General features: G+C 41.1%; 9 protein-coding genes. 7 read left to right on the forward strand and 2 right to left on the reverse strand.

Features of this window, described 5'->3' with window-relative positions; genetic code table 11:
- On the reverse strand, positions 1-3,150 hold the full coding sequence (locus G6053_RS08995; RefSeq protein WP_165306233.1) for a sensor histidine kinase: 3,150 nt from the start codon (positions 3,148-3,150) through the stop codon (positions 1-3).
- Between the two features lie 172 nt (positions 3,151-3,322).
- On the opposite strand from G6053_RS08995, the gene G6053_RS09000 reads away from it, so the two are divergent.
- From G6053_RS09000 to G6053_RS09015, 4 genes are all read left to right on the forward strand, one after another.
- A complete protein-coding gene (locus G6053_RS09000) occupies positions 3,323-4,486 on the forward strand; it encodes an aldose epimerase family protein (RefSeq protein ID WP_241254961.1) in 1,164 nt (387 codons plus the stop codon).
- 158 nt (positions 4,487-4,644) lie between these two features.
- Positions 4,645-6,690, forward strand: a complete 2,046-nt coding sequence (locus G6053_RS09005; protein WP_165306234.1) for a beta-L-arabinofuranosidase domain-containing protein — start codon at positions 4,645-4,647, stop codon at positions 6,688-6,690.
- 31 nt (positions 6,691-6,721) lie between these two features.
- Complete coding sequence (locus tag G6053_RS09010) at positions 6,722-8,566, forward strand: sugar-binding domain-containing protein (protein WP_241254962.1); 1,845 nt, start codon at positions 6,722-6,724, stop codon at positions 8,564-8,566.
- Positions 8,567-8,664: 98 nt separating this feature from the next.
- On the forward strand, positions 8,665-9,759 hold the full coding sequence (locus tag G6053_RS09015; protein WP_108632404.1) for a family 43 glycosylhydrolase: 1,095 nt from the start codon (positions 8,665-8,667) through the stop codon (positions 9,757-9,759).
- A gap of 116 nt (positions 9,760-9,875) precedes the next feature.
- On the opposite strand, the gene G6053_RS09020 is transcribed toward G6053_RS09015, so the two are convergent.
- Positions 9,876-10,823 (reverse strand): alpha/beta fold hydrolase, encoded by a 948-nt coding sequence (locus tag G6053_RS09020; RefSeq protein WP_206531907.1) that lies wholly within the window; start codon positions 10,821-10,823, stop codon positions 9,876-9,878.
- A 301-nt stretch (positions 10,824-11,124) separates the two neighbouring features.
- Between G6053_RS09020 and G6053_RS09025 the strand changes: the two genes are divergently transcribed.
- From G6053_RS09025 to G6053_RS09035, 3 genes are read left to right on the forward strand one after another with little or no spacing between them, the layout of a single operon-like run.
- Positions 11,125-12,636, forward strand: a complete 1,512-nt coding sequence (locus G6053_RS09025) for an ankyrin repeat domain-containing protein (RefSeq protein ID WP_165306235.1) — start codon at positions 11,125-11,127, stop codon at positions 12,634-12,636.
- Between the two features lie 4 nt (positions 12,637-12,640).
- A complete protein-coding gene (locus G6053_RS09030; RefSeq protein ID WP_165306236.1) occupies positions 12,641-13,126 on the forward strand; it encodes a DUF2271 domain-containing protein in 486 nt (161 codons plus the stop codon).
- 6 nt (positions 13,127-13,132) lie between these two features.
- Positions 13,133-15,331 (forward strand): PepSY domain-containing protein, encoded by a 2,199-nt coding sequence (locus G6053_RS09035; RefSeq protein ID WP_165306237.1) that lies wholly within the window; start codon positions 13,133-13,135, stop codon positions 15,329-15,331.
- Positions 15,332-15,357 lie beyond the last annotated feature (26 nt).

Raw genomic sequence — 15,357 nt, forward strand, 5'->3', positions numbered from 1 at the left:
TCATTGGTTTGAACTGTGGTTTAGCGGTAACGTCAAACGGAATACATTCCAGCGTGAATTTTCGACTTCATATACTAAACTGCCCTGATGTTTTAATGCCAAGGATCTTGTCAATGCTAAGCCTAGACCACTTCCAGGAATGTTCTTATTTTGTTTTAAGCGATTGAATGGTTCAAAAATTCGTTCCCTTTCTTCCGAAGGAATTAAAGCACCGTCGTTTTTCACGGTCAATATAGCAATATTTTTCTGTTTATCCGCCGCTAAATTCACTTCAATATCCTGCGATGAGTATTTTAAGGCATTATTGAATAAGTTATAACAGATTTTATCAAAAGCATCTATGTCAATGTACCCCATGATATCGGGAGCTATGGTCACTGTCATGTTCCTGCCCATGGCCTGAACAGTGACACTGAAATCATTGCTGATTTTTTGTGCTGCCTGACTAATGTTTTCCAGCTCAAAGTGTAATTTAAACCCTTCTGTTTCGACTTGCCGAAAATCCAGCAACTGATTACTGAGCGCAATCAATTTTTCGGTATTGTTCTGCATGGTCGTCAATAGCTTATTCGTTACTGGATTGTGTTCGACTTTGTCCATGAGTTTTTCCAATGGTGCCTTAATCAATGTTAAAGGCGTACGTATTTCATGGACCACATCTGTATAAAAATTGATTTTTGAGCGATAGAGCTCTTGTTCGCGAAGATTTTGAACAGTCAGTAAATGTTGGCGGTTTCGTTGTTTTGCCTTTTCATTAAAATGATAAATAATAAATATAATTAGCGCAATAAGGATAAGGGCGTAACAGATATATGCTGGCGTACTTGCCCAGATGGGGGGAAGGATGACAATTCTAAGACTTGCAGCAGTAGGAATGACATTTCCGTTGGGATCTTCCGCTTTGACTGTAAAAATATAGTTTCCCGGTGCAAGCTTAGTGAAATAAACCCGTTGATTGCTGGTGATATCTACCCAGTTATTATCTAGGCCCTCCATCTTGTAACTGTAATGGATGGAGTGGGGGGCTTGGTAATGAAGTGCAGCAAAATCAAGACTAAAGGATGATTCATCGTGTTTCAATTGAATCTTATCCGTAAATAGGATGGATTTGGAAAGTATATTGCCATCTGTATACTGGTTGATCGCTTTGTTATTGATATAGAGATTGGTGATATAGATCGGAATTCGGGTATTGTAATTGATCTGATTGAGTTTTTTTGGATCAAAACGGATTAAGCCGTTGATCGTGCCAAAATAAAAATTTCCCTGACCGTCATTAAATGAGGAATTGTAATTGAACTGAATGGATGGCAAGCCTGATTCCAGGTTAAAAACGCGTTTTTTCCCGTTCGATAGATGGTAACGAACCAGTCCTTTGGAGGTGCTCACCCAAAGATTATTTTGCGCGTCTTCAAGAATGGCCAGGATCACATTGCTGGGCATACCTTCTTTGATGCCAATTTTGTCAAAACCATTTCCAGTAGGCAGTTTCTTTGCCATACCACCTTCCGTGGCCACCCAAATCTGTTTTTTTGAGTCTTCAAATAGGCTATTGATACGGTTGTTTGGTAGCGATGTTGGGTCGTCCTTTTGGTGAGTATAATGTTTGAGTGCTCCGGTAGCAGGCGTATAGCAGAATAAGCCATCCCTCCAGGTGCCCAGCCAGATATTTCCCTGTTTATCTTCAAGCACAGTCGTATAAAACATATACTCGGGAACGTTTCGCAGTATATGAAAAGATTTATTGGCGAAATCAAAACGATACAAACCGCGGGTGGAAGCTGCTAAGATGTTTCCTTTCTTTGTTTTATAGAGATAAAACAGGAAATTACTCTGTAGATCTGGGTTGGAATAACTATTTCTATCAATATGGTAAACAACCTTTTCTTGTTTGGGATCAAAAATATCCAGCCCGTTGACAAAAGTACCGACCAATATTTTATTGTCAAATGGAAGAATTCCATGAATATTATTGTTCGCCAGATTTCCTTGTTTTTCAGAGAAATTTTTGATTTTGCCTGATATAGGATCTAGTTTGGATAGACCGCCATTTTCAGTGCCGATCCATACATTGCCTGTTGGATCTTTGGTAATGATCCGTACAACAGAACCTTTTAGGCTACCAGGTTTATCTTTTGGTAAAAATTTTTCGATAATGCTGTTGTTTTTATGATAATAATTGATGCCACCAAAATAGGTACCTATCCAAATTCCTTGATCCTTATCCTGTAAGATATTATAAACGGCATTATCAGAAATGCCCCATGGATTTTCCTGTTCTTTTTGAATATTGATAAAGCTTTGATCTGCAATTTGATAAATAAAGAGCCCTGACTCGGTCGCAAACCAATATTCGGTATCATTGGGCTGTAAGATGTCTCGAACATAGAGAAATTGCTTTAGGCGATCTGGCCCTAAGATGGATTTCAGAGTCTTGGCTTGTAAATTGTAAACATAGACGCCAGATTTGGAGGTGCCGATCAATAATTCCCCCTTGCGGTTCTCCGTTATTTTTTCGATACTGAACCAGTCTTTTGTACCATATTTTAGTTGAAAGTCCAGCAAGAGAACGGCTTTGTCGACATTATTGATCTGGAAAATTTTTCCTTCCGGAGTGCCAAAGAAAATAGTTCCATTTTTCGTGCAACCGACTGCCGTAATATAAAGATCCGATTTGGTGATTTGCTTAATTTCGTTGTTGATCAAATGATGGTAATAGAGCATACCATTCGATATAAACCAGATCCTTTTTTTTTGATCTGTAATGATAACTGGGACATCCGAATTTTCAAACTGTTTACTTAATAATCTAAACTGTTCATCGATGGGATTGTAACAGTAGATTCCCTGATCCGTACCAATCCATATCCTTCTCTTGAAATCTTCTTTCAGGGAGATAATATTATTGCCCCCTAAGCTGTTTTTGTCGGAAGCATCAAAATGTTTGAAGCTATTTCCGTCGAATCGGTTGAGACCATCTTTAGTGCCGAACCAGAGAAATCCGTAGCTATCTTGCATGCTGCAGATCACCGCATTGTTTGAAAGCCCCTCATTTATTTGATAATGGTTAAAATAATAGGGTTGTGCGTGGATAAGCAAAGGAGACAGCAGCAAGAAAAATAAAAAATGTAGCGGCTTAAGGTTGATCATGATCATTTGGTTATTGATACAAAATAGCTTAAAATTGAAACAATTTAATCCCAAAAGAATAAAAAAAAATAAGATTTTAGTATCTGTATTGCAACCAATAAAATTATAAAAAATATGGATAACAACGCATTTGTTATTCAACAAAGATTATAAACTGTTTAAATCATAAGAAATGAAAGGAAAATTGATGGTGCTGGGTATTTCCGGTTTACTTACCTATTGTTGTCTGTCCTGTCAACAAATGAATAGTTCAAAAACGGCTTCAAAAGACACGGTAGCAGCCTTAATGGACACTTCATCATTCAGCGCGACAATCGATACAAAAAAAGTCCATCTATATGAATTGACTAACAAAAACGGTGTACAGGCCTATTTTACTAATTTTGGAGCCCGCGTTGTTGGTTTATGGGTACCGGATAAGGAAGGTAAATTGTGTGATGTTGTCTTGGGATTTTCTAAGGCCAGTGATTATAATAATCCCAAAGAACCATTTTTTGGAACAATCGTGGGACCTTTCGGCAATCGTATTGCAAAAGGGCAATTTAAGCTGGATGACAAGAACTATACGCTGGCTGTCAATAATGGACCGAATACATTACACGGTGGTTTCAAAGGCGTACATTTTGCGCATTGGACCTTAAAGAAAGCTGATCGGTCGTCCCTTACTTTTGCGTATACCTTGCCGGATGGACAGGAAGGATTTCCGGGCAACATTCAGATGGAAGTTACTTATACGCTCAATGACAAGAATGAATTGATGATCGCTTACCGAGCTGAAACTGATAAAAAGACAGTGATTAATTTAACAAATCATGCTTATTTTAACTTGAATGGCGAGGGCAGCGGAACGATTCTGGACCACCAGCTTCAATTGTTTGCCAATCAATATACCCCCGTCGACAGTACCTTGATACCTACAGGACAATTGGCCGAAGTAAAAGGAACAGCGTTTGACTTTACCTCTCCCAAGACTATTGGAAAAGATATCAATGCCACAGATAGGCAGCTTACCTATGGAAAAGGATATGACCATAATTTTGTGTTGAGCAAGGAGAAAGAAGGCGAGTGGTATAAAGCCGCACACGTCATGGGAGATAAGTCTGGTATTATCATGGATATTTTGACCACCGAACCGGGGATTCAATTCTACAGCGGCAACTTTATGAATGAGCAAGTGCAGTTAAAAAATGGAAAAAAAGATTCTTTTCGGACAGCGTTCTGTTTAGAACCACAGCATTTTCCGGATGCGCCAAATCAACCCAACTTTCCAACAACAATTGTAAGTCCTGGGCAGGTCTATCAAACGAAATCCCTGTATCGTTTTTCAATAAAATAGTATAGATTAATAATGATTGGTTTTGGAAGTACATCCCTATGGGGATGTGCTTTCTTCTTTTGATACAAATAGGCAGTCTTTTGAGAAAAATCAATCGTCCAACTCATTGATTAAATCTTATTTTTGGATAATCAGTTATAAAACTAATCAAGCCAATAATGACAAAAAAAATAGGTCTATTATCTTATTTCATTGGAATTTGTTTTTTAAGTTCTGCGCAGAGCAATGCAGTAGTCGCCGTTGATCAACTACCGGTTGAGGGTAAAAATCTAAACTATATTAACAACCGCCTGCCGTTAAAACAGAACGCCCTGCTGAAGCTACCTGTAGGAAGTATTGTTCCGGAAGGCTGGTTAGGCAAATACCTGGAGCTGCAGAAAGATGGTCTTACGGGGCATCTTGGTGAAATTAGTGCCTGGTTATCAAAGAAAAATAATGCATGGTTGAGCTCCAATGGGAAAGGTGATTACGGTTGGGAGGAAGTCCCCTATTGGCTGAAAGGTTATGCAAATCTGGGGTATATTCTGAAAGACCCTAAAATAATAGCCGAATCAAAAATATGGTTGGAAGCAGCAATCAAGAGCCAACGGCCTGATGGCTACTTTGGTCCCCTGATCTTGCGCAACAATAAACCTGACCTATGGGGTAATATGATTATGTTATGGTGCTTACAATCCTATTATGAATATAGCTCTGATCAACGTGTGCTAACCCTAATGACCAACTACTTTAAATGGCAGTCAAATTTACCGGATAGCTTTTTTCTAAAAGACTATTGGGAGAATAGTCGTGGTGGGGATAATTTATTATCAGTCTATTGGCTTTATAATCGGACCCAAGGGAACGAATGGTTGATGGGCCTTGCAGATAAAATCCATCGTAACACAGCCAACTGGCGGCAAAAAGATGACTTGCCCAACTGGCACAATGTCAATGTTGCACAATGTTTCAGGGAGCCGGCGACTTATTATCTCAAAAGTCAGTCTGCTGAAGATCTGAAGGCGACTTACAATAATTTTCATTTTGTCAGACAAGTATTTGGTCAAGTGCCGGGCGGAATGTTCGGCGCCGATGAAAATGCCCGTCCGGGGTATACCGACCCGCGGCAAGGAGTCGAAACTTGTGGCATGGTCGAACAGATGGCCTCAAATGAAATTCTCCTTGGAATAACCGGAGATCCATTTTGGGCAGATCACGCGGAAGAGGTGGCCTTCAATACGTATCCGGCAGCGGTAACAGCTGATTTCAAAGCGCTACGTTATATCACTAGCCCAAATATGAGCATTAGCGATAGTCATAATCATGCTCCGGGAATTGATAACAACGGTCCATTTTTGATGATGAACCCTTTTAGTTCACGCTGTTGCCAACATAATCATAGTCAAGGATGGCCATATTATGCAGAGCATCTGTATATGGCAACAAACGATAATGGCGTTGCTGCAGTACTTTATGCTGCATCCCATGCAGATATCAAGGTCGGGGACAATCAAAAGATTCAGATTAAACAAGCCTCCAATTATCCATTCGAAGAATCGATTCGCTTTACAATAGGAACGAATGGAAAGGCAGCTGATTTTCCGTTCTACTTGCGGATTCCTGCCTGGGCAAAACAGGCACAGGTCAAAATTAATGGAAAGGCACAGACCGTTGAGCCAGGTGCAAAGTACATCCGGATTGACCGAAAATGGAAAGATGGAGATCAGGTAGAACTATTGTTGCCGATGTCCATTGAGTTGAATACCTGGACGGCGAATAAAAATGCCGTGAGTATCCAACGGGGACCATTGACCTATGCCTTGAAGATTAAGGAGAATTATATACAAAAGGATAGTAAAGCTTCGGCTATTGGTGATTCAAAATGGCAGGAAACCGCTGACCCAACCAAATGGCCTTCGTACGAGATCCTTCCGGCAAGTGATTGGAATTATGGCCTTGTCCAAAATGAATTGCTTGCTCCAGATCAATTGAAAGTTGTCAAACGGGCGTGGCCAAAAGATGCCTTTCCATTTGAAGCGGATGCGGTACCTATTTCCATTTTGGTAAAAGCGAAACGAATTGATGGCTGGAAAATAGATGAAAATGGATTGACCGGTGTATTGCCATTGAGCCCAGTGGAAAGTCAGGCAGCAGTTCAACAAGTCGAATTGATTCCAATGGGGGCTGCCCGTTTGCGTATAGCAGCATTTCCGACAGTAAAGTAATTAAAGATATAAATGATATAACGATTTTTTTATGATGAAGAAAACCTTATTTTTTGCCAGTCTGATGATGGCTGCACAATTGAATCTTGCGCAGGAATGGAAGCCGGTAGGCGATCACATATTGACCTCCTGGGGTGAAAAAGTGACTGCACAGAAACCACATCCAGAATATCCGAGACCACAACTGGTGCGGACAAATAACTGGCAAAATTTAAACGGCTTATGGAAATATGCCATTACTCCAGTAAATGCAAAAGAAATTCCCCAACAGTGGGACGGAAATATCCTAGTGCCTTTTGCGGTAGAATCTGCACTTTCAGGGGTTGGTAAGGAAGTTGGTAAAGATAAAGCATTATGGTATACCAACACGATTACCTTGGATAAGTCGGTCAACAAAAATAATGTTTTGCTCCATTTTGGCGCTGTGGACTGGCAATGCGATGTATATGTAAATAATCAATTGGTCGGTAGACATGAAGGCGGTTTTGACCCTTTTTCGATGGACGTGACCCGTTTTCTCAGAAAAGGAACTAAACAGGAAATCGCGATACGTGTATGGGATCCGACAGATGAGGGGCCACAACCAAGAGGTAAGCAGGTCAATCGTCCGAATGGCATTTGGTATACGCCGGTTACCGGCATATGGCAAACGGTGTGGCTGGAAAGTGTGCCATCATCTTATATCGTGACAACAAAACAGACACCGCGTTTGGATGAAGGGATACTTGCCTTCCAGGCGACAGTGGCAGGTAGTCAGGCCGGTGATGAAATTAAAGTGCGGGCACTAAATGGAACTCAAGTCATTAAAGAACAGGTGGGACAACCAAATGCAGCTTTCGAGCTTTCCGTTCCGAATTTGGAAGCCTGGTCGCCCAATAATCCGAAGCTTTACGATTTGGAAATTCAGTTAGTCCGCAAAGGGAAGGTCATTGACCAAGCAAAAAGCTATTTCGCGATGCGTAAAATTTCAATGGGAAAAGATGAAAACGGGATACAAAGACTCCTATTGAACAATAAGTTTACATTTCAGTATGGACCACTTGATCAAGGCTGGTGGCCCGATGGCTTGCATACAGCACCTACGGATGAAGCCCTAAAGTTTGATGTAATCAAGACAAAGGAAATGGGTTTCAATATGATCCGTAAGCACATTAAAGTTGAACCCGCACGGTGGTATCGCTACTGTGATAGCATTGGTATGCTTGTCTGGCAAGATATGCCAAGCGGCGATCTCGGGGGAAATCATTGGGACATGCAACCTGGGAAAATATCTGGCGGAAATCGGGATAAGGTGCGTTCAGCAGAGTCTGAAGGATATTATAGAAAGGAATGGAAAACCATCATGGAGGTTTTGCATAATTACCCGAGCATTGTGATTTGGGTGCCTTTTAATGAAGCCTGGGGACAATTTAAGACAAAAGAAATCACCGAATGGACGATGGCCAATGATCCATCCCGTTTGGTAAACAGTGCCAGCGGCGGTAATTTTATGGAAACCGGCCATATACTGGATATACACAACTACCCAGATGCGGCAATGCCGGATCCAAAATTGTTTGGCGCAAATCAGGTATTGGCATTAGGTGAATTTGGAGGTCTGGGACTTCCCGTAGATGGTCATTCCTGGCAACAAAAAGACAACTGGGGCTACCAGAGTTTCAAAAATAAAACCGAACTGCTCGAACGGTATAAACAATTGATCCGTGATTTGACAAGACTGATTCCTATGGGGCTGTCGGCAGGCGTTTATACACAGACGACAGACGTGGAGGTGGAAACCAATGGTTTGATGACGTATGATCGTAAAGTCATTAAAATGCCTGAAACAGAATTAAACGCTGCCCACCAGGCCCTCTATCATGCGCCAACGAAATAGTCTTAAAGGAACATCATGAATGGAAATTGTGACGGCTTTCATATAATTTTTTCGGATACAAGGATAGGAAAGCATCTGGATAACATAAAATTGATAAAATGTTGCAGTCGAACTCGTTAAAATATTGGAGTGGCGTAGTGGTAATCCTGAGCCTGTTGAACTCCTGTAGAAGTTCTTCAGGTTCAGTTACACAACCTGTTCAGACCACGCGGTCTTCCGTAAAAAACACAACGTATATAAATCCTGTCTTTGAACCGATACTCGCAGACCCTACAGTGGTACGTAATCCAAAGAATAAATTATTTTATGCTTATGGAACAGCTGATAATTGGGGCGATGGCAAGGGACAGCGTTTAGTTTCTATTTTGCAGTCAAAAGATCTAGTACATTGGACCTGGATCGGAACGGCATTTTCAGCCAAGCCCAACTGGAAGCCGGAAGGTGGGATCTGGGCGCCAGATGTGGTGTTATTGAATGGGAAATATATAATGTACTATGCTTACTCCACTTGGGGCGATCCTAATCCCGGTATTGGGGTGGCCCTAGCGGACAAACCTGAGGGGCCATTCGTGGATCAGGGCAAACTGTTCGATAGTAAATCGATCGATGTACCCAATTCGATAGACCCCTATTTTTTCAGGGAAAATAACCGGAACTACCTCTTCTGGGGAAGTTTTAGCGATGCCACTACGCAGGGGACTTTTGGTATTCCTTTAAATAATGATGGAACGCAAATCCCCGATCTTAAAAAGAAATTTAAGGTTGCAGCTGGTGATTTTGAAGCTGTGGTCATCCATAAGAGAAAAGGCTATTATTACTTTATCGGTTCAAAAGGATCGTGTTGCGAAGGCGAAAAAAGTACTTATCATGTCCTCGTTGGCCGATCAAAAAAATTGCAGGGCCCTTATCTGGATCAGGAAGGCCGTGATTTGACACAAAGAGGAAGCGGAACATTATTACTGAAAGGAAATGATAAATTTGTGGGCACAGGGCATACTTCCCGGATTATAACCGATGATCAAGGCAACGATTGGTTGCTTTATCATGCCATAGACCCCAAAAGGCCACGTGTTTCTACCGGGGGAAATCGCCGCATGCTATTGCTGGATAGGGTAATCTGGAAAGAAGATTGGCCTACGATTGAGTGGGAGACAAGTAGCGTTGTGGAAAAGGTCGCACCTGTCTTTAAATAGTTTTGATTAACATCTTGACGGAAATTGGATTACTACTACTGCTAAGGGCTATTTTATCTCTACTAGATGAGATGCTAGAGTTACAGCAATTGTTTAGCCCAAATACTTGGCTACAATTAGCTTAGATGCTGCTCTAGCCATTGATCAATGAATTGAAAGACATCTTCCCTGCAGTCTTCGTTGAGTATTTCGTGACGCATGCCTTTATATAGTTTTAAAGTAATATCGGACTGACCCTGCGTATTCAATTGGGCGACAGTATCTTCTACTCCCTTCCCGAAGTCACCAATAGGGTCATCTTGTCCGCTAATAAACAATAGGGGTAAACCCTTTGGGATGCGTTTTGTCAGCTCTTTGTCTGTCGCGCGTAGCGATAGACTCAATACCGTATAAAAACCATTGTTGGTAAACAAACCACCGCATAGGGGATCTTCAATAAAAGCCATGCGATTCGCTTTGTCGACACTTAGCCAATTGCTATTGTTTTGGTTGGGTTCATTCTTAAATCCGGCATTATTACGCCTGTCAAATATACCGTTGATTAATTTACTGCGTTTTTTGGGGGCAAGGGAATTCAGTACAGCCAATAGCGTACGAAAAGCTGTGGATCCCTTTTGTCTTCCGCCCGTCCCCACGATTATGGCCCCTTTAAAACGATCTCCCGCCAGTTGTAAGGCACATCGGGTCACAAAAGATCCCATGGAATGGCCCAAGATAAAATGCGGTTGATCGGGGTAGCTTTGTTGTAATACAGTACTCATTGTTAACGCGTCCTGCACAAGTTGTTCCGCTGGATCAGATTGTTGAAAATACCCCAACCCTTCCGCATTCACGGCCGTTTTCCCATGCCCCAACTGATCATAAAGGAGTACAGCAAAACCACGGTTAGCCAGATGATCGGTAAGCATTTGATAGCGCCCACTATGTTCCTGCATGCCATGAACAATCAATATTGTTCCTAGTACCTTTTGGTTCTCAGGTTTAAATATAGTATAGAAGAGTTTATGGGCTGGTTTACCTTCAAAAGAACGTATTGAAAAAAGATTGGACGATACCATATTCATGATGTTGCTTCCTTAGTGTTAGCGTAAACTAAGACAATTTTGTTGGATTTGCAAGTGGAGTTTATCGTTTGGATAAAAAAGCAAAGTGACGCATACCAAGCAAATTTCGCCCGTATTAATTTTTTAGTATCAGAATATTTTTTAGATTTGCAGTAATTTAGAATTAATTTAAATAAGATATTAGTTCTTCGGTTTAATATTTAAATCCAGCTGAGGTTAGCAAGAGCCATACGATATTCACAAAAAGGTAGGGGATAGCGATTGTTCATGATGACTTCATTATTAATAAAAATACGTTCTAATGAAAAAGACACTTTTAGCAGCTTTACTTTTAGCGGCATCTTATGCCCAGGCACAGACAAATTCATTGATGAATGGTGAGTTTTGGAAAGGTAAACCTACTTTGGCTACCGTTAAGGAAGAGATTACAAAAGGAAATAGTCCTTCACAACCAAATGCGGCATCTTTTGATCCTGTAACGATGGCAATCCTAAATGGAGCCCCGACTGATGTTGTCAAATTCATGATCGAACAAGAAGGAAATAGTGTCACTAAGAAAACCCACCATAGCCGGAGTTATCTGCATTGGGCGACTTCAAGTGGTAATGCTGAATTGGTAGATTATCTCATTGCAAAAGGTTCCGATGTGAACTACCAGGATAGTCATGGCTACCCGATCGTAGCCTATGCTGCGTCGACAGGAAATACCAATACCGCTGTTTATGAGGCTTTATTTAAAGCTGGAGTAGATCCTAAACAAAAATATGAAGGTGGAGCTACGTTAATGATGTTGGCGGCTTCTGCTGATAAAGATCTTGCATTGACAGATTACTTTATCAAGAAGGGGCTTTCTATACAAGATAAAGATGAGTATGGGCGTACCGTAACAGATTATGCGGCAAAATTGGGTAACATGGCCTTGGTCGAAAAGTTTATTGCCCGTGGTGTAAAACCGACAAACAATGCATTATTTTTTGCTACTCAAGGATCAAGACAGGTTTCAAATGGCTTGGACACGTATACCTATTTGGTAGAGAAACTAAAATTGGATCCTAAAGCCATTAATAAAGACGGTGCGACTTTATTGCATGCCTTGGTGCGTCGCCCAGATATGGCGGTGATCAATTACTTTTTAGAAAAAGGGGTTGATGTTGCAAAAGCAGATAACGAGGGCAATACAGCCCTTATGGTTGCGGCAAATGGCAAGGACGCAAAATTAGTGGAACTGCTACTCTCCAAAGCGAAAAATGTGAATGCGGTGAATGAGAAAGGTGAATCCGCATTGACCAAAGCAGTGGGGAATGGTACAGCTGAGGTCGCAGCACTCTTAATTAAAAACGGTGCTGATACCAAATTGTTGGATAAAGACGGTAATAACTTAGCCGTTTACTGGTTTAATTCTTTTAAGGAAGCCCCACAAGGTGGACGTCCGCAACAAGGAGCGCAATCCAATAGCTCGTACATAGATGATTTTAAAGAAAAATTAGCTGTGCTTAAAGCTGGTGGATTGGATGTTGTCGCACCCCAGAAAAATGGTAGTACACTTTATCATCTTGCTGTCGCTAAGGAAAGCACAAACCTCATTCAGAAAGCAAGCGAATTGGGGGTAGATATCAATGCACAGGATAAAGACGGAACCACCGCACTACATAAAGCTGCTTTGATTGCGAAAGACGATTCATTATTGAAGAGATTGGTCGCTTTAGGAGCAAATAAAGAACTGAAAACCGAATTTGATGAAACCGCATACGATTTGGCTAAAGAAAATGACTTTTTGTCAAAAGGAAATGTACAGTTGGACTTTTTAAAATAATAAGATGAATACTATAATTAAAATCGCGCTAATCACACTTTTGTTTTCTGCAGTTTCTGTCAGCACATTTGCCCAAACGGGTAAGTATAAATGTATGATCCAAATGAACGCCTATCAAGGAGAAGGAGCTTATGTCGTTATTTCACTCATAAACCCGAAGGGAGCATACGAAAAAACACTTGCTGTATTGGGGCCAGATAAACAATGGTATAATACATTGAAAGAGTGGTATAAATTTCAGGCTAAAACCAAAGAAAAACTGAGCGCAGTGACCGGTGCTTCTGTTGGTGGAGGTGACCGTGCGATGCGTACATTGGAAATTGATGAGTCTAAATTCAACAAAGGGTATAAACTTCGCTTTGAATCCGCTGTAGAAGAACAGAAATATCATACTGCAGATGTAGAAATCCCATTAACAAAAGAGGCTATTACTGAAAAAGCAAATGGTAAGGGATACATTAAGCTTGTCAAATTAAATAAAGTACAATAAGAAAAAATGTTGGTATCTGTCTGGAGGTATGCACATTTAGCCTTAGCTCTTGTTTCTTCTGTTTTTTTACTATTATTATCGGTCACGGGAGTAATTTTGGCCATTGACGCCGTCAATGAAAAAATGCCACCCTATCGAATAGAGAATATAGGTTCTTTGGATCTTTCGCAGACCATTACCGGTCTGCGAAAGGTTTATCCTGAAATTATTGAAATTTCGGTCGACCACAATCAATTTGTGAGCATTGACGCCATAGATGCTGAGGGAAATACTGTAAAAGGGTATATTGACCCGCAAACCGGCAAATATCTGGGTGCACAAAAGAACAAAACACAGTTTGTTCAATGGACTACAGCACTGCATCGTTCCTTATTCTTAAAGGTAACAGGCCGAATTATTATCGGCATCGCTTCTTTTCTACTATTTTTGATTACTATCTCAGGTTTGGTGTTGATTATCAAACGTCAACAGGGCGTTCGACATTTCTTTGCTAAGATCAATCGGGATTTCTTCGCACAGTATTTTCATGTTGTTTCAGGGCGGTTGTTTCTGATACCCATTTTAATTTTGGCTTTGACAGGGACCTATTTATTTATGGTCCGAATCGAACTGTTAAAGAAGACAAATCAAACGGTTGAATATCCGGTGAAGGAAAATGAGACCGAGGAGCTGGCGATAGCAGATTTTTCGATCTTTAAAAAAACGAAACTTAACGATGTCGTGAAGGTGGAGTTCCCTTTTATGGAAGGAGATCCTGACGAATATTATGTCCTCAAACTGAAAGACCGGGAGTTGACAGTAAATCAATTGAATGGTGCCGTACATAAAGAAGTCAAGTATCCCTTTACTGCACTTGCAGAACAATTTTCGCTCGATCTTCACACCGGTAAAACCAATATGATATGGGCCATCATTTTGGGGCTTGCATCACTGAATATTGTGTTTTTTATTTATACAGGTTTTGTCATTACCTTCAAACGTACACGAACAAAGATTAAGAATAAGTATAAGGCAGCTGACGCCGAAATTGTTATTCTGGTAGGTACTGAAAATGGGAGTACTTTGTTTTTTGCCAATCAGATTCACAAACAGCTGTTGGCTGATGGTAAAAAATCACTTTTGCTCGGGATGAACCACTATCAGTATTTTCCAAAAGCAAAACATCTTTTGCTGTTTACGTCCACCTATGGTCTAGGAACAGCGCCTTCCAATGCGACTCAGTTTGAGAAAAAGCTATTGGCCTATCCACAGCAGCAGTCGATTAATTTCTCTGTTCTCGGTTTTGGATCGAAAGCGTACCCTGATTTTTGTGCCTATGCGTATGCGATAGACAAGTTGCTCAGTCAGCAAGCATGGGCCTCCCGACTGATAGACCCACATACGGTCAATGACAAAAGTGTTGATGAACTGATTGCATGGGTACATCATTGGAGTGAATATACCAATATTGCCTTAGCTTCTGCTCCAGCGATATACAGCTCCAAAGTGGTTGGATTGAAGAAATTTAAAGTGATTGCCCGATCAACAGTTTCGGAGAGCAACAGTACCTTTACACTTTTATTAAAGCCACTTGGAAAAATGAAAGTGCAGTCCGGAGATTTGTTGGCCATCTATCCGGCACAGGATCAACGGGAACGTTTTTATTCCATTGGATGCAAGGGTGGAATGGTTCAATTGGTCGTCAAGCTATTTCCTGATGGTTTTGGCTCGGGATTTCTATATCAACTAAAAGCTGATCAGGTTCTGGAAGCGCGTGTCATGGCCAATCCAAGTTTTCATTTTCCCAAGACAGCACCTGCTGTGGCGTTGATTGCAAATGGAACCGGTATTGCACCGTTTTTGGGTATGATTGCGGAAAATCAGCATAAAATACCCGTCAAACTCTATGCAGGCTTCCGCAAGAACAATGAGATCACAGCACAATATCTGGAATTTACCGACGTACAAAAAAAACTGGGACAGCTGAACGATGTACAGCTGGCCTTTTCACGGGAACAGCAGGGGCAGTATGTGATGGATCTGATCCGTCAGGACGGTACGTACTTTATCGAATTGCTCGAACAGCAGGGCTGTATCCTATTGTGCGGTTCACTTCGTATGCAACAGGATGTCGAAGCAACTTTAAACGAGATACTGCTGGTAAGTACAGGCAAATCGATCAGCATCTACAAAGAAAATGGTCAGATCCTGACAGATTGCTACTAGATTCGGGTATGAAACAAATTATATGG

Origin of the sequence: Sphingobacterium sp. DR205, assembly GCF_011064245.1 — a bacterium.
GTDB lineage: Bacteria > Bacteroidota > Bacteroidia > Sphingobacteriales > Sphingobacteriaceae > Sphingobacterium > Sphingobacterium athyrii.